Below are 18,295 nucleotides of genomic sequence, written 5' to 3' on the forward strand. Positions count from 1 at the left end.
GATGGAATAGAGGCAGCGTTCCAGCGCCGTGATCTGCTAGAATCTTAGCGCAGATATGACGCAAAGTGCGTTCGTTTTTTGCGTCCTAGCGATCGAACCTGATCGGCAGCGAAAAGCGATGCACACCCATAGACACCCCGCGCGGCGCAGCCGAAAACCGCGCGCGCCGCACCGCAGTTACAGCCGCTTGATCGAGCGTCGCATCCCCAGAAGATTTTTGCACAGCAACAGACGACAAGGTGCCAGACGCGGACACTGCAAGCGTTACTGTCACCGTTCCTCGGTTTCTTGTGCCGGCAGGATACCTCTTGCGGTGTTCCACCGATGAACGAATGCTGCTGCCCCATTGCGCCATGAGAGCGGGGTTTGGTGACTGCCGTTTGGTCGGTGCCGCAGCGGCGCCTTCATTGCCGGATGACTGTTTCTGACCTGTTCCCGCAGCGGTCTGTCGGGTTGCAGTTTGTGCCCGAGTGGAAGGCGAAGAACGCGTTTCTCTGGGCCGAACAGGTCTTTCTTTTGGGCGTGGCGATGCCTTTTCAGCCAAAGCGGACGGTTGGGGAACACGCATGTCGATGGCTGGAAGACCATCAACCGCTGAAGCGATAGGCGCCACCGAGGGCTGGGCAACCTGGCGTGCTGGTTGCGATTGCGCGAATGGCGTGCGCGGTTGATCTTGCATTGCCGTTGCCGTGACTGGCTCAAGGACCGCAATCTGTTGGGCCGCTTCGACAGGCCGATCCCACGTTGCGACCAAATCAGAGAGCGCCTTTGAACTTGCCGCCAACGAGATGCTGTTTTCCCCTGCATTGCCGGACGCAGGTGCCGCCCCGTCCGGTGCCTTGGAAAACAGCGCCAGATGCGCCACCGCCGCCACCACCATGAACAAGATGAATTCGACCGCCTGTTTCATGGGCGTCCAACGGCAAGATCGACGGTCTTTAGGCCAATGCCCGCAAGACGGGCCAGAACCTTGGCAAGTTCTGGCGTGGGCAAATCAGCATCGGCGCGGATCGTCAGGCGTTGCTGTGTATTCAAAGTCTGGAGAGCAGCCCATGCATCTGCGCCGACAGCTCCGCGAAACCCCACCACATTCTCACTCGATATGTAGAGGGTCATGTCTTCTTCCAGGACCGTTTCGCTCTGCGAGACCGGCAATGACAGGTCGAATGGCGGCGCAGGCGCAATTCGCGCTGATATCATGAAAAAGATCAGCAAAAGAAACACGACGTTGATCATCGGCACGACGGATTCCGCAAATCGGCGGCGTGGAGGGCGTGAAAACCGCATCGCTATTCGATCAGTGCCAGCTGCGTAAACCCTGCCGCTTGCAGGGCTTGGGCCACGTCGATCAAACGCTGGAGCGGGGCATCATCGGCACCGCGCAAAATGATCACATCGTCATCTGCTTCCACCAATGGGCGCAGCGCGTCGATCATGGACTCCATCGAAACAGCAGATCCGTTCAAGCGTAAATCGTCCTGCCCAATGTCGATCAACCTTGGTGGGCCAGTGTAGGCCGTGCGACTGCCCGCCGCCGTCAAGGGCAGAGCCTTGTCTTGACCGAACTGAGACGCCAGCATGAAAAACACCAGCAGCAAGAACACCACGTCGATCATCGGCGTAAGGCTGGGCTTGCGCCGAGGCTGGGGGCTGGCAAAACTGAACATCAGGCAGCGGGCCTTTGCGGCTCGGACGCTTGCGTAAAGAGCCGGGTTGCGAGGTCTTCCATATCCAGTTGAACACGCTCTACAATTCCCTCGAACCAGCTCAGCGCTACGGCAGCAGGAATCGCCACGGCCATGCCCGCAGCGGTGGTCAGCAATGCCTCCCAAATGCCACCTGCCAACACGGAAGGATCCGCCTGGCCCCCGCTTGTTTCCAGCGCCTGAAACGCGTCGATCATGCCCAGAACCGTGCCAAGCAGACCGATCAGCGGCGCGATGGTGACGATCAGTTCAAGCGGTCGCAAACCGCCGCGCAATGCGGCCAGTTCGTGCGCTGCAAGCCGCGCGACCTCTTCCCGCGCCAGCGTGTCTGGCAACTCGCGCGCCTTGAGTGCGGCACTGACGAAACGGGCACGGACATTGCGTTGGACAGAGGTTTCGGCGGTGCCCGTCTGGACAATGCGGCGGGCTTTACGCGACGACCATGCACCGTCAACAGCAAGCCGCCAGAGCTTCCACAGAATAACCGCCAAGGTCAAAACTGATAGCCCTGCTATCGCTGCAAGTGCAGGGCCACCAGTTTCGAGAAACTGCCTTGCGGCGGACACATCGAACCCCATGATCAATGTCCCGGATTCTCGTCTTCGGCCTCGTCCGGCATGGTGCTGGCATCAAAGGCAACGCTCCAACGGTCCAGCAGCGCACTGTCCGCGTGCAACCGGCGCCACTGCCGCAACCCGTTGCGCAGCCCGGCGCGGCCCGTGCGAGAAGCCGGTTCGGCCACCCCGTCCGGTTCCTGACCCTTTTCAAGCGCTGCCCAGCAATTCGCTTTGGCCGCCAAGTAGTCATCTGGCCCCCACGCTTGCAACAAAGTTTGAAATGCATCGAACGCCTTGCGATTGAAATCCTTGTCCTGCCCCATCCGATCGAACACTGGGTTTTCTGGATGGAAACCTGCGCAGGGCACCCAACCCTCGGGAATAGGGGTGTTTGCAGAATGGGTTCGGCCCGCACGCAACAATTTCGGCAATACATGCGTGTGCGGTCCTTCGGGCGACACCCCGCCCGTATCGGGCCCGCCAATCATCTGGAACACTTCCAGGCGACCGATTTTTGTGAGCGCAACGCGATGTGGATGTGCCTTGAGAATTGCGGGCATGGCTGGATTGCCATGCTCCATGAGCGAGCGCCCTGCGTTTTCGCGCAATATGGCCAACAAGTCTTTGTCGTTGGTGCGGATGCAGAAATCGACCTGCGGTTGCGCCAATCCCATGTCGAACAGGATTGCGCCGCGATCGTCATCGCGCAACGCTTCATCGTCAGGGCCAAGCTCGGTCAGCACGTCACGGCGGTGCATCATCGCATCGCCCTCGGGCAGACAAAGCGACACGGCCTGCGACCAGCGGTGCGCACGCGGGCTGAGTGTCTCATAGGCCACGGGCCGGACACCTTCCAGCCGCTCGATCCGCACGCCACCACGGGCCGTGACCTGCGTCAGCGGCTCAGAGTGCTGGGGCGGAACTTCGTCCCCGACATGGTGAAATTCGGCAATTGCCCCGAATGACCCCATATTCCAGCCGGCCTCTGGGTGTTGCAGACCGTTCGCCAGCACGTCTTCAAGATTAAGCATGTTCCTCCCCTCCCTTCAAAATTGATCCAACGTCGGTTTTCCATTGTTGAGCGCCCTGCATCGTTGCGCGATAAACCGCGGCCCCAACCGCTTCGCCGATCTGCGTGTGCAATCCCGCGAAATTTTCAGCCCCTTGTGGCGCGGCAACGGCGATGCAATCGGTGCCGGTGCCGGTCGCAATCCCGGTCGGCAGGTCCAGTCCCGCCTCCATGATGGCCGCGGTGCGCGCCTGTGTGGCGATGCTGAGCGTCTCGATCAAACCCGCCTGTGACAAACCAGTGTCCAATCGCACAGCGACGTTGATGGTGCCCCAATCCTGCATCTGGCGATCAACCCGGGCCCCAACCCGTTCCGCATTCGAAAGACCGACGGTTGCGACACAATGTGCGGTCATGCGGCCGGCCTTGGCGGTGCTCTGCGTGAAGTACGAGACATCGCGCGAGGTCAGAAACCCGACCGCATCCTCATATGCCTGCAGCTTGAGTTCGCGGTTGAACCATGCGGGCACATCCATGCCTTGCGGCAGATCGGCATTGCGCACTTCGCGCCAGACGATGCGCCGTGCGGTCGCGAAACCGGGGCGGTTGATGGCCCAGCTCAGCACCTGCATGTTGCGCCCCAGATCGAACATCAACCAAGGCCGCGCAAGGGTGACATCGCTCATGTCACGACCCCCAGCGGTTGAAAAACAAGGCCGTTTTCTGTGGTCTCCAGATAGGCGCTGATCCGGAACGTGTCGCGCAAGAGATCCGACGTCAGCACGTCTTGTGGCGGCCCATCGGCGGCGATGCCACCTTTGTCGATCACGATCAGACGCGTGCAATGGCGGGCGGCAAGGCCCAGATCATGCAGTGAAACGATCACGGAATGGCCATCTTGCGCGAGCGCTGAAAAGGTCTGCATCGTTGCGATCTGGTGTGCGGGATCCAGGCCTGCAATCGGCTCATCCGCCATCAACAGCGGCGTTTCTTGTGCCAACGCGCGTGCGATCAGCACGCGGGTCTGTTCGCCCCCAGACAGGCGCGTCGCGGTCCGGCCCCGAAACCCGTTCAGGTCCATGCGTTGCATCGCGCGATCCACAGCCGCAAGGTCGGCGTCACGGGGGCGCTGACCGGCTGCCAAATGCGGCGTGCGACCCAACATCACCAGTGTGTCAATATCAACGGGCCATGCGATTTCTCGCGATTGGGGCATCCACGCGACGGCGCGGCCACGCTCGCGGGGCGACAGTGCGGCCAGTGAACTATGACCGACACTTGCGATCAGACCCAAGGCCGCGCGCATCAGCGTCGTTTTACCTGCACCGTTCGGGCCAATGATACCGACCAATTCCCCTGTTCCGACGCGCAGGTTGATGCCGCGCAGGATATCGCGGTTGCGGCGCGCAACGCCGAAATCACTCAGGGATAGCAAAGTCACGCGATATCCCTTCGTGTGCGGTAGATCAGGTGCAGGAACAAAGGCGCACCAACCAGTGCGGTCACAACGCCAAGTTTCAGATCACGGCCCGGCAAGATCACGCGCACGGCAATGTCTGCTGCCAGCAGCATCGCGGCCCCGCCAAATGCGGATGCCCAGAGCAACCGACCCGGCCGTGCGCCCACAAAAGGGCGTAGCAGATGCGGCACAACCAGCCCGACAAACCCGATCGCCCCCGCCACCGCAGTCGAGGCACCAACGACCGCTGCGGTGCCAAAAATCAGTGTCAGACGCATCCTGCGCAGGCCGATCCCCATCGCCTCGGCCGCATCCTCGCCCAGCGTCAACGCATCCAGCCCGCGCGACAATGTGGCCAGCATCAGCGCCCCGAGCACGATCAGCGGAAAGGCGATCCAGACATGGGTCATCGAACGGTCCGCAAGTGATCCCATCATCCAGAATACAATCTCGTTGGCGGCAAAGGGATTGGGTGACAGGTTCAGCACCAGAGATGTGAACGCCCCCGCCAGCGCCGATATCGCGATGCCCGCAAGGATCAGTGTCAGGGAAGAGCCGCCTGGACCGGCCAGCACCAACACCAGAAAAACCCCGATCAACGCGCCGGCCAGAGCAGCCAGCGGCAGGCCAAAGGCAAACGCCGCAGCCAGTCCCGTCTGTATCGCCAGCACCGCGCCCAACGCGGCAGACCCTGAAACGCCGATCAGACCCGGGTCAGCCAGCGGGTTGCGCAGATATCCTTGCATCGCGGCCCCGGCCAATCCAAGTGATCCACCGATCAGCACGGCAAGCAAAGCACGTGGCAGGCGAATTTCGCGCATCACCAGCGTCATCGGGCCTTCATCGCCTGCGAACAGCGCGTTGAGACTTTGGAACACCCCGATATTTGCCGGACCAACAACCAGGGCCGCAAAAAATAGTAAGGCCACCAGCGTCGACAATATGAGTACCAGCCGTGTCATTGTTGCACTTCCTGCAACTCACGGCGTAGCGCGACCATTTCGTCGATGGCCCGCAATACGAAAGGCGTGCCGCAAACCCAATCACTGTCGGTCATGGATGCCTCGGGGCGCGCGCGACGCAGCGCCTCGATCACCGGATGGCTCTTTACCTCTTCAGAGCGCGATGCGCCTGGATACGGACGGCTGGTGATGACCGCATCGGGCATGGCCATCGCCAGAACCTCCAGCGGGATGATTCCACCCGCGTTGAACCCGTCTTCGGCGGCGATGTTGTCCAGACCGGCGATGCTGAGAATTTGCCCTGCCAGCGTCTTGTCGCCAGAGGTGTAGCCATTTGCGTAGTAGAGCGCTGCGCGGGGGCGCGATGCAATCTCGGCCCTGTAGGCTGTCAACCGCGCGTCAAATTCCGCAGTGATCTTCGCTGCGCGTTCCGGCTGGCCCAGAACCGCCCCCATCTGCGTCAGCCTTTCCTGCACATCCTCTAGAGAATAGGCAGGGTCGAATACGGCAACCGGAATTTCGAGCCGTCTCAGCATATCCACAGTTGCCCGTGTGCTGAAACTGCCCGCGACGACCAGATCGGGTTGCAGCAGATATATCTCCTCGGCCAATCCCCGATTCCTGTGAAAATTCACGGCTTGCTCGACCATTGCCGAACTGCGCGGGTCTGACGCCAGATAAGAGACTGACAAAAGCTGTCCTTCGCCAGCAACCAACATGGCCAATTGATCGGTGCAAAGGTTCATCGACACGACTCTGGTCGGCGTGTCGGACATCGCGGCTACGGGCGCGCTGGTCAGCGCGCCCGCGAGGCATAGCGCCCGTATCGCCTCAGAAATTCGCACTGATGCCAACATAGGCCGCACGGCCCCGTGATGCGAAACCCCAGACGTCTACTGCATCGTCATCGAACAGGTTCGTGATGCGCCCATTCAGGGTCAACGTGTCTGTCAGGTCATATTGTGCGGCAACATCGACGGTCGTGTATGCGGGCAATTCCACCGTGGCGTAAGCTCCGAAGTACTGCGTATCGAAGTTGCCCGACACATGCCGGATGTCCGCTGAAACCGTTCCGCGCCCGCCAAATGTGTCCAGCGTCGCGCCAAGCGCCAGCTCGTGACGCGGCCTGCGGATTTCAACACTGTTGTCGGGGTTCTTGGCGTCAATGTAGGTGTAGGCAAGCCGCAAGGCGAGCGCATCTGTCGCTTGCATGGTTCCCGACACTTCGATGCCTTGACGGTCACTATCACCGGCTTGGTTTTCGTACGAGAACGTCCCCGGCCCGGTGCTGACCGATGTGATTTCATCTGTCAGGGTTTCGTTGAAATAAGTGACGTCGATCAGGCCTCGACCATTCAAGACAGCGAACTCTGCCCCGATATCGAAGCTCTTGTTGCGCTCGGGGCTCAGGTTCGGGTTGCCTGTATACCCAAAGGCGGCGGCGTAAAGCTCGAAATAGGACGGGTTCACAACGCCCGTACCTGCTGATGCGTGCAACCGCACCCCTGTATCAGGCAACTGATAGGACAACCCGACATTCCAGGTCGTTGCATTCTCGAACACATCATTGTCGTCGAACCGCGCGCCTGCCTGCACATCAAGTCCGTTTGCAAAGCTGCCGCGATATTCCAGAGCAATAGAGGTGGTTTCGCGCCCGTACAGCGGGTTGGAACTGCTGCTGTCCTTCTCGTTTTCCAGCAGCAGGTTCAGCAGATGGTCAGCGTCCGCCACCGCGCGCCCGTCCAAGCCATAGCTCAAACGATACTTCCACGCCTCTGTGTCCGTCGTGGTCGGCGCACCGCCGTTGTAGGTCGATGTGTATTCCGTATTCTCGTAAGAGAGACGATGCGTCAGCCGACCGCCCATCATCTGGTATTCAGCATAGATGGCTGCGGTCTTTTCATCGCGGGTGGAACCGGTGGTCGGGTCATCGACCACATAGCTGTCGGCATCCGTCGCGCCGAACGGGGATGGGTCGGTATCGTATTCTTCTTCCGCCCGGCGCAGGGTAAATCCGAGCTTGAGGTCGTCAGTGACCAGGTAGTCACCCGACAGGATACCGGTGGTGCGTTGCAGCCCGTCCTTTTCACCGCCGTCACCCGACTGATCATAGCCGTGATCCTCGGTGTGCGAGAGCGAGAACGACAGCCCCCCCCGTTCATTGCGGCGCGAAATGAGGGTGCTCGCAGTCGTCGCTGCCCCGACTTCCAGCGAGGCCGAATAGGACTCACCGATCCCGCCCTTGCTGGTGATGATGTTGATCACCCCCGCCGATGCGTTCGATCCATAATAGACCGACTGCGGCCCGCGCAGCACTTCGATCCGCTCGATGTTCGCTGTCTCCAGCCCGCTGAGGATGTATTCGCCATCGCCCCCGGCGGCCTCGATCCCGTCGATCAGGATCAGGGTGTGATTGGCTTCACCGCCGCGGACACGCACCTGCGTAAATGAGTTGCTTGACCCATTGACTGAAACGCCAGGAAGGGCGCGCAGGGCGTCCTGCACCGTCGCGATGCCGCGTTCCTCGATTTGCTGTGACGTGACAACGCTGGCCGCGCGCCCGAAAGCGTCAGCGTCAATCGGTGACAGGCCGCCGCTAACGATAATCTCGTCCAGCGCAAAAGTTTCCTGTGCCGAAAGCGGGTTTGCAAGAAGCGGCGTGACGGCCACGGAAGCCAAAAAATAGGTGCGGAGCATAATTAACCCTCGGATACGACCCATCAGGGACGTTGAATTTGAAATGTCATTTGAGGGAAGAGCCCCCCGCAGACGGTGAAAACACCACAAGCGGAAGATCCGCAGCCCTGACGCCCCTCGCGCCCGGACAGGGTGAACACCTCGGCAGGTCTCCTGACTCGCGGGTCAATGCTTGGCCGGCCCTTCCCATCACGCAAAGTGTGACAGTGGATATACCGACCTCGCTCTCCGCCTACAGTTGCGGGGGCAGTCGTGGATTTGGTCAATTGACCGAACCACGTTCCCTTTTAACCGGACGGCGAACCGCCCGGACCGAAGCAAAAAGATAGTATAAGCAGGCGACGACCTTGAAAAGGGCGAATTTTGCTTATCAGATACTGTCGCTCGCAGTTGATCGCATCGATCAAAAAGGGGGGGGTACCTGCCCGTCTACTGGCCCGTCTACTGGCATCACTTGGAAGCAGGCATTGGATCTTGTGCCGACACCCGCGGGAGCTGGGCCGCCACACAACCACCCATGCCACAATCGGCGATAAGCGCTTTGCAGGTCGCAAGTCTTGCGCCTCGTACTGACCGCTTTGGTGTTTGTGAAACCCCGCGATTGGGCCTACGGTCGGTCCCCCGCTCATCTATCAGGGCGCAAACCAAATGGCGGCTTGGGGTGCCACGAACCACGTGTTGGTCAGAGCAGGTGTTCAGGTCCAGCGTGCTTTCGCAAACGCCAAGGCATCCTACGGCGCAGCGTTCGACCCCCGGCGCAACGGAAGAAAACCGATCTGTTCAACAAGGTTTCGCAGGCGTTTTCGACCAATTGACAAGCAGCCCGCTGCAAGGCGCAACGGGCTGCGAGGCCGTAGCCCGGACCGACAAGACAGCATAGCGCTCTGCCACTTGTCGGCCCTGCATATTGGCAAACCTGCCGGCTACAAGAAGCTGGGCAACCAGAGGGCCAGTTCCGGAAAGAGGAACAGCAGGAACAGAACCAGCACTTCCAGGCAGATGAACGGAATCGCCGCGCGATAGATCCGCAGCATCGATATCGACTCTGGCGCCACACCGCGCATAACGAACAGCAAAAGGCCGAAGGGCGGCGTCAACAGGCTGACCTCCATCACCACCAGGAACAGAACGCCAAGCCAGAGCATGTTCACGTCCTGCGCCATCGCGATCGGCAGAAAGAATGGCAGGGTGACCAGCAGCATGCTGACCTGATCCATGAACGCGCCCAGAAAGATCAACACACAGAGCATCATCAACACCGCACCAAAGGCCGTCAGGTTCAGCCCGTCCACGAAACCCAGCATCCCTTCGATCGCCCCGGACAGGGACAAGAGTTGCGAGAAGGTCGTAGAACCAGCCACGATCAGCATGATCATCGAGGCGACCTTGGCTGTTTCGGAAAGCGCGGTATACATCACGTCGAAGGACAGTGACCGATAGGCCGCCGCTGCGATCATCGCCGCCATACAGCCGATTGCAGCTGCTTCGGTTGGTGATGCGATGCCTCCGAAGATGCTGCCCACCACGGCCACAAAGATCAACATCAGCGGCAGGACGTAAACCAGGAACGGGCGCCATTTTTCGCGGCGCGTCAGGTTGCTTACGCTTTCCTGAACCGGTGCCAGCTCGGGGTTGATGGTGCACCGGATCAGCACGTAACCCAGAAAAAGCGCGGCCATCAACATACCCGGCATGAGCCCCGCCACCAGAAGCGACGAGATCGGAATATAGGCCAGACTGCCAAGCAGAACCGCCAGCGCCGACGGCGGGATCAGCATGGCAATCCCCCCGGTCGCCATGATCGGCCCCATCGCGATGCCCGGATCATAGCCGCGTTTGAGCATGTCGGGCAGAAGAACGCCCCCCATCAGGGCCGTGTTGGCAATGGTCGACCCCGTGAGCGATGAAAAGATGGTGCCGCCGGTGATGGCCACGACCGACATGCGGCCGGGAACGCGCGAAATCAGAATGTCGACGGCGTTGATCGCCCGGAAGGCGACTTTGGACTGGAACAGGATCTCTCCCATCAGCAGAAACAAGACGACGGGCAGGAAGGAAAACTTGGCCACGGATTCAAACATTTCACCGGATAGAAATTCCAGCGACCCGGTGCCCCCCATGAACAGCACCATGCCGATCAGATTGGCACCGATAAAGGAAAAAGCGACCGGCAGGCCGATGGCCATGCCGAACGCGATGATGGCAAGCATCAACAAGAGCGCGAGATACCACTCCATGGTCAGAACCCCCCCGAGATTGGCGCCGCCTCGGCGGAATCCGGTTTGTTGCCAACGATGCGCAGCACAAATTCGATGGCCATAAGCAGGAACGAGACCGGTATCACCGCCAGCAGTGGCCATTCCGGGATCACCAGACTTTTGTAGATGGCGCTATTGCTTTCGAACGCGTTGTAAGCGGCCCCCGCACTGAAATAAGCAATCGACAGACACACCGCGAGGCCAACAAAGTCGGCAAACAGGTCGAGCGCGCGCGCGCCCGCGCGCGGCAGTGTCTTGGCAAGGATGTCGATCTTGACATGGAGCCCAAGGCGGAGCACCCAGGGCGCGGCGGCGAATGCCCCCACATAGATCGAATATTCCGCCACCTCGCCGACCCACTCAACCGTGGGCAGGCCCAACAGGCGCAGAAAGATATTCATCGACACCGTGACGGCGATGAAACCCACCAAAATCCCAAAAAACAACACAAACCCCTTAAGCACACCATCGTGTACCGCGCGAACTTGTCGCAACATTTCAGACACCTCCCTATAGTCTCGGCAAAGTCCCATGCGACCGCTCTTGGTCACATGGGACATGCACGTGGCCGCAATGGTACCGCCACGTGCGCGGGCTCATTGCTGGGTAATAAATGCGCGAATTTCGTCAGCGACCGTCGCGTTGATCTTTCTGGCTTCCTCCCAGCCAACACGACGTGCCGTCTCGTTCCAGATCTTTGCCTGGTCGGCTGGCAACACGATGGTTTCGATGCCTGCTTCTGTCTGCCGCGCGATTTCCCTTGCGTCATTTTCGGCGACCAGGTAGTTCCCGCGTTCCAGTTCAAGCATCATCTCGTTCAGCAACGCCTGCTGTTCTTCAGACATGCTTTCCCATAGCTTCAGATTCATCAGCACGTGACCGTTGCCGGTAAAGAACCCAGGTTCGACGCGATATTTCGTCACCTGATCCCAGCTATAATCAAAGATGCCTTCAGCGACCCAGCCGTAACCGTCGACCACCCCGCGCTCCATGAGCGTATAAACCTCGGGCACAGGGGCCGAATGGGTTGACGCCCCAAGCGCCGAGAAAAACGCCTGGTAGGCCGTGGACACGCGGATGTCGATCCCGCTGAGATCGGCGGAATCGATCGGTTTGTTCAGGTAAAGATAGTAGGGCGACGTGTCATAGGTGCGGCCCAGATAATGCAGGCCCTTTTCGGCGTGCAGATTCTGAATGTATTCGTAACCGCCATTCTGGCGAAGCTCTGCGATATCGACCTCGGACAACTTGAAGAAGTCGGCCTCGGGCAGAACGTTGGTGTACCAGCCGCCCGTCACGTAGGCCATGCCGTAGACACCGCCCTTTACCTTCTTGACGATCTGCACCGGGCTGCCGATGGCCGGCGCACCGCCCAGGTAGTCGATCTGCACCAGACCCTTGCCGCGCTCGTTCAGTTCATCAATGAACGCCTCATAGCGCGATGCAATAATCGATCCGGCGGTCCAGCCGCTCACAGCGCGGATCGTTACTTCTTCGGCCAGTGCCGGAACTGCCGTCGCCAGAAGCGCCAGCGCTGCGACAGTGTTTCTCGTCAGAACCTTCAACATGGTCTTTTCCTCCCTTTGAATGGTTTTGGCGCCCGGCGCTTATGGCCGGATCACCAGTTTTTTCAGGTCTTCACAGATCAAATGCGCCCTGCTTGACTTCGTCCGAAACCGCGTTCCATCTGCGCGCAGCTTCGACGGTGCCTTCCAGATAGGCTTTTGGCATCAGATCGAACGGGGGGCGTGTCGGGCCCGCGTTGATATATCCCGCAGCGTTGAAACGTTCCTTTTCCAACGGAATGTTGTATTTGGAAAATTCGCGGAAATCGCCGTTGGGAAAGAAGGTCTCGTAGCTCCAGGTGATCCGATCTGTGAGCCTTTGGGCCATTTCGTCTTCACCGGCGGTGATCAAATCGCGCAGTTTGGTGCAAGGCAGCATGCCGCAGCTTGCTGATCCGGCCCAGGCGGCCACGGATACATCGGCGTCGACTTCCCGGGCTTTCAGCCAATCGCGTTCCAGCGGCAACAGCCGGATCCGGCCCTTCACGGCCTCTAGACTGCGCGCGTAGATGTCGTCGACACCGATCGTCTTGGCGGCCACGACCTGCGGGATCTCGGCAAGCTCGGCCCAGGTTTCGGGGGTAATCCGCCCCTTGAAGGCTTCGGGATTGTCGTAAATCACAATGCCCAGTTCCGGCACTGCTGCAGACACGTCGCGATAATATTGCACGATCGCCTCGGGCGCCAATTGGCACCACATGGGGCGCCCCAGCATGGTTCCATGGGCGCCAAGATCGCGCACGAACTTCATGCGTTCAATGGTTTCGCGTGTGCTCTGCATCGTTGTCCCGATACAGACAGGCACGCGTCCGGCCACCGCTTCGACCACCGTCGTGACGTACAATTTCCATTCTTCGGGGGTCAGCGTGGCTTCTTCACCGAAGGTGCCGTTGGTCAGGATGGCGTCGACGCCGTCTTCGATGATCTGGTTGACGGCGCGGCGTGTCTCTTCGACATCGATGGCGACGCCTTCATACAGCGGGTCGGCCGCCTCAGGTGTGCTGCACGAGGGGATAATTCCCCAGATTCCTGTCACGTCTGCAACCGTAATTCGGCATCCGTTGGCGTTTGGCATTGCTTCTCTCCCAATAGTGCAAAAACACTGGCCGTCCGTGACTTCCTGCATTTGAGGCACGGCCATTCCATGGTCATAACTTAGGGACAGCGATGAAGATGGCGCTACCGGGTCTTTGGACATAGAATAACGCGATTCAGACAAAAGGCCGGCTTCATGAAATACCTACCACCCAACAGCTACGACAAACCCGGATCGCTGATATCCTTCACCGTGCGCCAATGCGCGAACCTCACGGTGGTGCCGCGCCATAGCCACGCGCACCCGCAACTTCTCTATACCACGACCGGATTTCTTCAGGTGCGCACCGACAGCGGCAAGTGGGTGGTACCAAACGGCCAGGCCTTCTGGCTACCGTCAGACGTGGCGCACGAGGTTACGTGCAACGGCAGCGTGACCATGCACAGCCTGTTTTTCAACACCTCTGGCGACGCCGAATTTCTGGACACCTGCAGCGTGGTCACAATTTCCCCTCTGCTGAAAGAGCTGATCCTGTACACCACCCGGACAGTCGACACGCTGGATTCGGCCGCCTCTGAGCGCCTGATCTCGGTCATTCTGGACCAGGTCAGCCACCTGCCCGCCGAGCCGCTGTTCCTGCCGGTCGCAAGTGATTCCCGCCTAAAACCCATTATCGACGGGCTTCTGGACGATCCGTCCGATTCACAGTCGCTCGATGCATGGGCCAACGAAGTGGGCAGTTGCGCGCGCACCCTGTCGCGGCTGTTTATCACACAAACCGGCCTGACCTTTGGCAGGTGGCGCGAAAGGGCGCGGGTGATCGCGGCGTTGAAAGGGTTGTCGGAAGGTCGCAGCGTGACCGAAATGGCCTACGCGTTGGATTACCGCTCGCAAAGCGCCTTTATCAACATGTTCAAACGGACAACCGGACGCACACCTGGAAAGTTCTTTACGCACTGACTGTCGTCATTTCGCACACGCGGACCGATGCGATCATCGGTTATGCGCGGTCGCGAGGTATTTACGCTGCACGCACTATTCGGCACAGTTCGGCCAAACACCTGATCCATAACCATGCACAGCGTGCGCCACCCCGCACGGGCCGGCGCAACGGCCCGTCTCTCGGTCCTATGTCTTCGGGAACAGTTCGGAATCCTCGACCACCTTTTGCGCAAGAAGCAGGCTGCATTTCAGACGGTCGCCAAGCTCGGCGGTGACCGATCTCCTCAACCAGTGCGACCAGAACCCATCGCGATGATGCCCCGCGATCACAAGATCCGCGCCCAACTCATCCGCAATCCTTGTAATGGTTGCAACCGGGTCGCCGAACTCCATTCGCACCACCGGTTCCAGCCCCATCGCGGTGAGCCTGTGGCGCCCCTCTTCCAGTACCGCTTCGAAATCAGCTTGCTGGCGGCGCAGCGCTTCGGCGTCCGCAGCCTGGGCCATTGCACTAACCGAGGACGTTTCAACAACCGCAAGCAGATGAACCGCAGCGCCTGTGATCTGGGCCAGTTTCGCGCCTTCGCGAAGGGCCAGCCGCCCCTCACGGGATCCATCGTAACAGAGCAGTATGGTTGCGTACATCGAAGGGTCTCTTTGATTTGTTTCGCCACTTGCCAATTGGTTAGTTCGACACTAGTTAGGTGCCTAATTAACTACAAGCGATGTTTTCCCCGCCAATGCAAGACGATCCTGATCTCATGGAAGCCTTCACGCGATCTCTGACGATGGTTGCACGTCAGTGGAAGCGTCGTATCGATTTGCAGTTTCGCGAACTGGGGCTGACACAGGCGCGGTGGGGGGTTCTTTTGGAATTGTCCCGCTCCGAAGAGATAACGCAGACCGAACTGGCGCGCTCTTTGGGGATCGAGGGGGCGACGCTGGTCCGGTTGCTTGACGGGCTGGAAGGGGGCGGGCTGGTTGAACGCCGGCCGTGCGAAGAAGACAGGCGCGCCAAGAAACTGCGCCTTACCCCCAAGGCAAGCGCGCTTATCGGCGAAATGAAGAAAATAGCCACAGAGAACAGGCGGCTGCTTCTTGTGGATGTGTCCGAGCAGGATCTGCAGATGTCGACACGCGTCCTGAACCAGATCCTCGCTCGCTTGGAGATAATGAATAGTGACAAGAATGGATGAGATGAAACCTGACCCAACGGCACCGGGTGAAGTGCGCCCGGATAACGCGAAGCCCGCGCGCGCACCCAAGCGGAACCGGACGCGGTGGGGGCGGATTGCGATCATTGCGGGCGGGATCGCCTTGGCGGTCTGGCTGGGTGTGCCTTGGGTGATGGCACGGTTCACACAGATCCATGTCAACGATGCCCGGATTGCCGCCAGCGTCGTCACCGTTTCCAGCGAAGTTGCAGGGCGGGTGACGTCACTGCCGGTCGTGGTCGGGGATACCGTCGCCGCAGGTGACGTGATCGCCATGATCGACCGCACATCGTCCGAGCCGCAACTCGCCGCCGTGCTTTCCAGACTCACCGCCAGCGATGCCCAGGTGGCCGAGATCGAAACCCGCAAGAAGATGCTTGAGAAACAGCTGACCGCGCGGCGGGAAGCGGCCAACGCAGGTATCGCCGCCGCCGAGGCAAACCACGAAGCGGCCCTGGCGGCGCTGGCCAACGCGCGAAGCCGCTACGAAAGGGTCAACACGCTGGCCGAACAGAACATCGCGTCTCAGCAAAGCCTTGACGAAGCACGCGCGGCCTTTGACAGCGCAGCGCAACAGGAACGGGCCGCCTTCGCGGCGATCGGAAGCGCCACAGCCAATCTGGCGATCGTCGATGCCGATGCCGCGCAGATGGATATGCTCGACAGCCAGATTGCGTCGGTACAGGCGGGTCGAAAAGGAACCGAGGCCGAACGGAGCCTGAAGGAAATCGACCTTGCCCATCGCACGCTCACGGCTGAATTCGACGGAATCGTCGATGCCACGTTCGCCGATGTCGGCGAATATGTAACGCCGGGCACGCGGCTTCTTATGTATCACGCCCCTGACCGGACGTGGATCGACGCCAACGTCAAAGAGACCGAATTTGGCAAGATCCGGGTCGGTTCGAAGGCGCGCATCACGGTCGATGCTGTTCCCGGTCAGACGTTCGAGGGCGAAGTGATTGCCATGGGGGGGGCCGCCACCAGCCAGCTTGCGCTGCTGCCCAGCCCGAACCCGTCCGGCAACTTCACCAAGGTCACACAACGTCTGCCAATCCGGCTGTCGATCGACGCCGAGGGCGTTGAACTGAGGCCCGGCATGATGGTCGAGGTCTATATTGATGTCGCAGATTGACCGTTATTTCGAACGGTATGGCCCGGCCTACAAGTGGTATGCGACTGGCGCGACGATGGTCGCGACCATTTCGGTGGTATTGTCCACAACCATCGTAAACGTTGCGATCCCGGCGGTCATGGGAACCTTCGGGATCAGTGCGGTCCAGGCGCAATGGATATCGACAGGCTTTCTCGCGGCGATGACCGCGACGATGCTGCTGGCCGACTGGGCCGATCGTGCCTTTGGAATGCGCGCAACCATGAACGCTGCAATGGCGATCTTTCTGGTCGGGTCGGTCATCGGCGGCATTGCCCCGAACGAATCTGTCCTGACATTCGCGCGTGTCGTGCAGGGGGCAGCGGCCGGTATCGTACAGCCCCTGGCCATGATCCTGCTGTTCAAGGTGTTCCCGCCCGACAAGCGCGGTGCGGCCATGGGGATTTATGGTGTTGGGGTCGTGCTGGCGCCGGCGTTGGGCCCTTGGATCGGCGGGGTGCTGATGGATGCTTTTGACTGGCGGTCGGTCTTTTATCTGGGCCTTCCCTTTTCGGTGATTGCGATCGTTCTGTCCAATCTCTTCCTTCCCGGTCGTGAGGAAAGCGGCAAGCGCCCGGCGTTTGACTTCGTGGGCGTTGCGATCCTTTCGGTCTTTCTGTCGGTGCTGCTAAGCACGCTGTCCAATGCGCAGCGGCTGGGGTGGGATTCGAACACGATACTGCTGGGTTTTGCGGTCTCGGCCAGTGCGGCCGTGGCGTTCGTGATATGGGAACTGCACACGTCCAAACCGATGCTGGACATGCGGCTTTTCGCCAGCTTCGCCTTTTCATCAGCGTCCGTCGTGTCGTTCATCATGGGGGCGGGGCTTTTCGGATCGACCTATCTTTTGCCGGTTTTCGTGCAGCAAATTCAGGGCCTGATGCCGACCCAGGCTGGACTGCTGCTGATGCCGTCGGGATTCGCGATGTTGCTGGTTTTTCCGATCGCCGGGCGATTGTCCGACAAGGTCACACCAGCCATCATGATCGGCATCGGCATGGCGGTCTTTGCCGGGTCTTCGTGGCTGATGGCCGGAGCAAACGTTCACACGGCCTTCTGGACGCTGGCGTGGCTGACAGTCCTGTCACGTGTCGGGCTTGGGCTGGTCTTTCCCGCCATCACGTCAGGGTCGCTCAAGGTTCTGCCGCACCATCTTCTCGGTCAGGGATCGGGCGCGGTGAACTTCATTCGTCAGCTTGGCGGCGCTTTCGGGGTGAACCTTTTGACGGTCTTCATCGAACGGCGCACAATCATGCACGCGGATGCCTTCGCGGCCACCCAGACCAGCGACAACGCAACAACCATGGAATTCCTGGGCAAGGTGGCCGGCCTGTTGCATGCGTCAGGTGTGCCAGACACCCAGCTTATGCCCGCGGCGGCCTCGTTTCTGGGTCAGACAGTCGTGATCCAAGCGTCAAATGCCGCGTTCCAGGACGGGTTCGTTATCATTTGCGGCGTCTTCATGGTCGCCTTGATCCCGACCTGGCTCATGTGGCGCGCTGCCAAGAAAACTGCCTAGCTGTCAAAGAAATGGCGGCCAACAGACGCCTTGGTGCCGGCCGTGCGTGGTCGCATCGCGCCGCAGAACTTCTCACAAAATGAGCCAGGTTGAAACGATGGTATCCCCGCGGCACATCTGAATTTTGGCATGCGCTTGGCGGTTGCTGCGGGACGCGTGCACACCCAAAATACGCCAATAATGCGCAAAGACGTGTTTCATTAAACATACCGCTATAA

19 protein-coding genes and 1 riboswitch are annotated in these 18,295 nt (G+C 60.0%); of the genes, 4 read left to right on the forward strand and 15 right to left on the reverse strand.

The features are described 5' to 3' along the window. Nucleotides 1-85 precede the first annotated feature (85 nt). The 14 genes from ACP2AV_RS04400 to ACP2AV_RS04465 form a co-directional block, all read right to left on the reverse strand. On the reverse strand, nucleotides 86-910 hold the full coding sequence (locus tag ACP2AV_RS04400; RefSeq protein WP_426371470.1) for a TonB family protein: 825 nt from the start codon (nucleotides 908-910) through the stop codon (nucleotides 86-88). Next, nucleotides 907-1,287 carry an ExbD/TolR family protein gene (locus ACP2AV_RS04405; RefSeq protein WP_426371471.1) on the reverse strand — a complete coding sequence of 127 codons (381 nt, stop codon included), beginning with the start codon at nucleotides 1,285-1,287 and terminating at the stop codon, nucleotides 907-909. Before ACP2AV_RS04405 ends, ACP2AV_RS04400 begins: the two co-directional genes overlap by 4 nt. A gap of 2 nt (nucleotides 1,288-1,289) precedes the next feature. Continuing rightward, nucleotides 1,290-1,667 (reverse strand): ExbD/TolR family protein, encoded by a 378-nt coding sequence (locus ACP2AV_RS04410; RefSeq protein ID WP_426371472.1) that lies wholly within the window; start codon nucleotides 1,665-1,667, stop codon nucleotides 1,290-1,292. Next, nucleotides 1,667-2,197 carry a MotA/TolQ/ExbB proton channel family protein gene (locus tag ACP2AV_RS04415; RefSeq protein ID WP_426371473.1) on the reverse strand — a complete coding sequence of 177 codons (531 nt, stop codon included), beginning with the start codon at nucleotides 2,195-2,197 and terminating at the stop codon, nucleotides 1,667-1,669. The genes ACP2AV_RS04410 and ACP2AV_RS04415 overlap by 1 nt, the downstream gene beginning before the upstream one ends. Nucleotides 2,198-2,286: 89 nt before the next feature. Next, entirely contained in the window at nucleotides 2,287-3,294 is a 1,008-nt protein-coding gene (locus ACP2AV_RS04420; protein WP_426371474.1) for a DUF6925 family protein, read from the reverse strand. Next, nucleotides 3,287-3,958: an adenosylcobinamide amidohydrolase gene (locus tag ACP2AV_RS04425; RefSeq protein ID WP_426371475.1), complete on the reverse strand. Its 672-nt coding sequence runs from the start codon at nucleotides 3,956-3,958 to the stop codon at nucleotides 3,287-3,289. Before ACP2AV_RS04425 ends, ACP2AV_RS04420 begins: the two co-directional genes overlap by 8 nt. Continuing rightward, on the reverse strand, nucleotides 3,955-4,713 hold the full coding sequence (locus tag ACP2AV_RS04430) for an ABC transporter ATP-binding protein (protein ID WP_426371476.1): 759 nt from the start codon (nucleotides 4,711-4,713) through the stop codon (nucleotides 3,955-3,957). Before ACP2AV_RS04430 ends, ACP2AV_RS04425 begins: the two co-directional genes overlap by 4 nt. Further along, nucleotides 4,710-5,693 carry a FecCD family ABC transporter permease gene (locus ACP2AV_RS04435; protein ID WP_426371477.1) on the reverse strand — a complete coding sequence of 328 codons (984 nt, stop codon included), beginning with the start codon at nucleotides 5,691-5,693 and terminating at the stop codon, nucleotides 4,710-4,712. Before ACP2AV_RS04435 ends, ACP2AV_RS04430 begins: the two co-directional genes overlap by 4 nt. Further along, complete coding sequence (locus ACP2AV_RS04440; RefSeq protein ID WP_426371478.1) at nucleotides 5,690-6,550, reverse strand: ABC transporter substrate-binding protein; 861 nt, start codon at nucleotides 6,548-6,550, stop codon at nucleotides 5,690-5,692. The genes ACP2AV_RS04435 and ACP2AV_RS04440 overlap by 4 nt, the downstream gene beginning before the upstream one ends. After that, the gene (locus tag ACP2AV_RS04445) at nucleotides 6,525-8,390 is read right to left on the reverse strand and encodes a TonB-dependent receptor plug domain-containing protein (protein ID WP_426371479.1); all 1,866 of its coding nucleotides are present in this window, start codon (nucleotides 8,388-8,390) and stop codon (nucleotides 6,525-6,527) included. The genes ACP2AV_RS04440 and ACP2AV_RS04445 overlap by 26 nt, the downstream gene beginning before the upstream one ends. Before the next feature lie 126 nt (nucleotides 8,391-8,516). Beyond that, nucleotides 8,517-8,722: riboswitch (cobalamin riboswitch) on the reverse strand. Nucleotides 8,723-9,313: 591 nt separating this feature from the next. After that, a complete protein-coding gene (locus tag ACP2AV_RS04450) occupies nucleotides 9,314-10,627 on the reverse strand; it encodes a TRAP transporter large permease (protein ID WP_426371480.1) in 1,314 nt (437 codons plus the stop codon). Nucleotides 10,628-10,629: 2 nt separating this feature from the next. Beyond that, entirely contained in the window at nucleotides 10,630-11,094 is a 465-nt protein-coding gene (locus tag ACP2AV_RS04455; protein ID WP_426371481.1) for a TRAP transporter small permease, read from the reverse strand. A 150-nt stretch (nucleotides 11,095-11,244) separates the two neighbouring features. Next, on the reverse strand, nucleotides 11,245-12,216 hold the full coding sequence (dctP, locus tag ACP2AV_RS04460; protein WP_426371482.1) for a TRAP transporter substrate-binding protein DctP: 972 nt from the start codon (nucleotides 12,214-12,216) through the stop codon (nucleotides 11,245-11,247). Between the two features lie 70 nt (nucleotides 12,217-12,286). Further along, nucleotides 12,287-13,288 (reverse strand): dihydrodipicolinate synthase family protein, encoded by a 1,002-nt coding sequence (locus ACP2AV_RS04465; protein WP_426371483.1) that lies wholly within the window; start codon nucleotides 13,286-13,288, stop codon nucleotides 12,287-12,289. Between the two features lie 156 nt (nucleotides 13,289-13,444). Here ACP2AV_RS04465 and ACP2AV_RS04470 point away from each other — a divergent pair, with 156 nt between their 5' ends. Then, the gene (locus ACP2AV_RS04470; protein WP_426371484.1) at nucleotides 13,445-14,209 is read left to right on the forward strand and encodes an AraC family transcriptional regulator; all 765 of its coding nucleotides are present in this window, start codon (nucleotides 13,445-13,447) and stop codon (nucleotides 14,207-14,209) included. A gap of 168 nt (nucleotides 14,210-14,377) precedes the next feature. On the opposite strand, the gene ACP2AV_RS04475 is transcribed toward ACP2AV_RS04470, so the two are convergent. Further along, complete coding sequence (locus ACP2AV_RS04475; RefSeq protein WP_426371485.1) at nucleotides 14,378-14,836, reverse strand: universal stress protein; 459 nt, start codon at nucleotides 14,834-14,836, stop codon at nucleotides 14,378-14,380. Nucleotides 14,837-14,931: 95 nt separating this feature from the next. On the opposite strand from ACP2AV_RS04475, the gene ACP2AV_RS04480 reads away from it, so the two are divergent. The 3 genes from ACP2AV_RS04480 to ACP2AV_RS04490 are packed head-to-tail and all read left to right on the forward strand — an operon-like array spanning nucleotide 14,932 to nucleotide 18,077. Further along, nucleotides 14,932-15,387 carry a MarR family winged helix-turn-helix transcriptional regulator gene (locus ACP2AV_RS04480; RefSeq protein WP_426371486.1) on the forward strand — a complete coding sequence of 152 codons (456 nt, stop codon included), beginning with the start codon at nucleotides 14,932-14,934 and terminating at the stop codon, nucleotides 15,385-15,387. 1 nt (nucleotide 15,388) lies between these two features. After that, complete coding sequence (locus ACP2AV_RS04485) at nucleotides 15,389-16,540, forward strand: HlyD family secretion protein (RefSeq protein ID WP_426371487.1); 1,152 nt, start codon at nucleotides 15,389-15,391, stop codon at nucleotides 16,538-16,540. Then, nucleotides 16,527-18,077, forward strand: coding sequence for a DHA2 family efflux MFS transporter permease subunit (locus tag ACP2AV_RS04490; protein ID WP_426371488.1), 1,551 nt, complete (start codon nucleotides 16,527-16,529; stop codon nucleotides 18,075-18,077). The genes ACP2AV_RS04485 and ACP2AV_RS04490 overlap by 14 nt, the downstream gene beginning before the upstream one ends. Nucleotides 18,078-18,295 lie beyond the last annotated feature (218 nt).

Source organism: Aliiroseovarius sp. PTFE2010, from assembly GCF_049943335.1.
In the GTDB taxonomy this organism is placed as follows: domain Bacteria; phylum Pseudomonadota; class Alphaproteobacteria; order Rhodobacterales; family Rhodobacteraceae; genus JBNFVY01.

What these genes read in the sequence shown, in the direction of transcription:
- ACP2AV_RS04480 (WP_426371486.1), top strand. Translation starts at nt 14,932, where the DNA reads ATGCAAGACGATCCTGATCTCATGGAAGCCTTCACGCGATCTCTGACG.
- ACP2AV_RS04490 (WP_426371488.1), top strand. Translation starts at nt 16,527, where the DNA reads ATGTCGCAGATTGACCGTTATTTCGAACGGTATGGCCCGGCCTACAAG.
- ACP2AV_RS04465 (WP_426371483.1), bottom strand. Translation starts at nt 13,288, where the DNA reads ATGCCAAACGCCAACGGATGCCGAATTACGGTTGCAGACGTGACAGGA.
- ACP2AV_RS04440 (WP_426371478.1), bottom strand. Translation starts at nt 6,550, where the DNA reads ATGTTGGCATCAGTGCGAATTTCTGAGGCGATACGGGCGCTATGCCTC.
- ACP2AV_RS04405 (WP_426371471.1), bottom strand. Translation starts at nt 1,287, where the DNA reads ATGCGGTTTTCACGCCCTCCACGCCGCCGATTTGCGGAATCCGTCGTG.
- ACP2AV_RS04420 (WP_426371474.1), bottom strand. Translation starts at nt 3,294, where the DNA reads ATGCTTAATCTTGAAGACGTGCTGGCGAACGGTCTGCAACACCCAGAG.
- ACP2AV_RS04445 (WP_426371479.1), bottom strand. Translation starts at nt 8,390, where the DNA reads ATGCTCCGCACCTATTTTTTGGCTTCCGTGGCCGTCACGCCGCTTCTT.
- ACP2AV_RS04475 (WP_426371485.1), bottom strand. Translation starts at nt 14,836, where the DNA reads ATGTACGCAACCATACTGCTCTGTTACGATGGATCCCGTGAGGGGCGG.
- ACP2AV_RS04485 (WP_426371487.1), top strand. Translation starts at nt 15,389, where the DNA reads ATGAAACCTGACCCAACGGCACCGGGTGAAGTGCGCCCGGATAACGCG.
- ACP2AV_RS04410 (WP_426371472.1), bottom strand. Translation starts at nt 1,667, where the DNA reads ATGTTCAGTTTTGCCAGCCCCCAGCCTCGGCGCAAGCCCAGCCTTACG.
- ACP2AV_RS04425 (WP_426371475.1), bottom strand. Translation starts at nt 3,958, where the DNA reads ATGAGCGATGTCACCCTTGCGCGGCCTTGGTTGATGTTCGATCTGGGG.
- ACP2AV_RS04470 (WP_426371484.1), top strand. Translation starts at nt 13,445, where the DNA reads ATGAAATACCTACCACCCAACAGCTACGACAAACCCGGATCGCTGATA.
- ACP2AV_RS04450 (WP_426371480.1), bottom strand. Translation starts at nt 10,627, where the DNA reads ATGGAGTGGTATCTCGCGCTCTTGTTGATGCTTGCCATCATCGCGTTC.
- dctP (WP_426371482.1), bottom strand. Translation starts at nt 12,216, where the DNA reads ATGTTGAAGGTTCTGACGAGAAACACTGTCGCAGCGCTGGCGCTTCTG.
- ACP2AV_RS04400 (WP_426371470.1), bottom strand. Translation starts at nt 910, where the DNA reads ATGAAACAGGCGGTCGAATTCATCTTGTTCATGGTGGTGGCGGCGGTG.
- ACP2AV_RS04435 (WP_426371477.1), bottom strand. Translation starts at nt 5,693, where the DNA reads ATGACACGGCTGGTACTCATATTGTCGACGCTGGTGGCCTTACTATTT.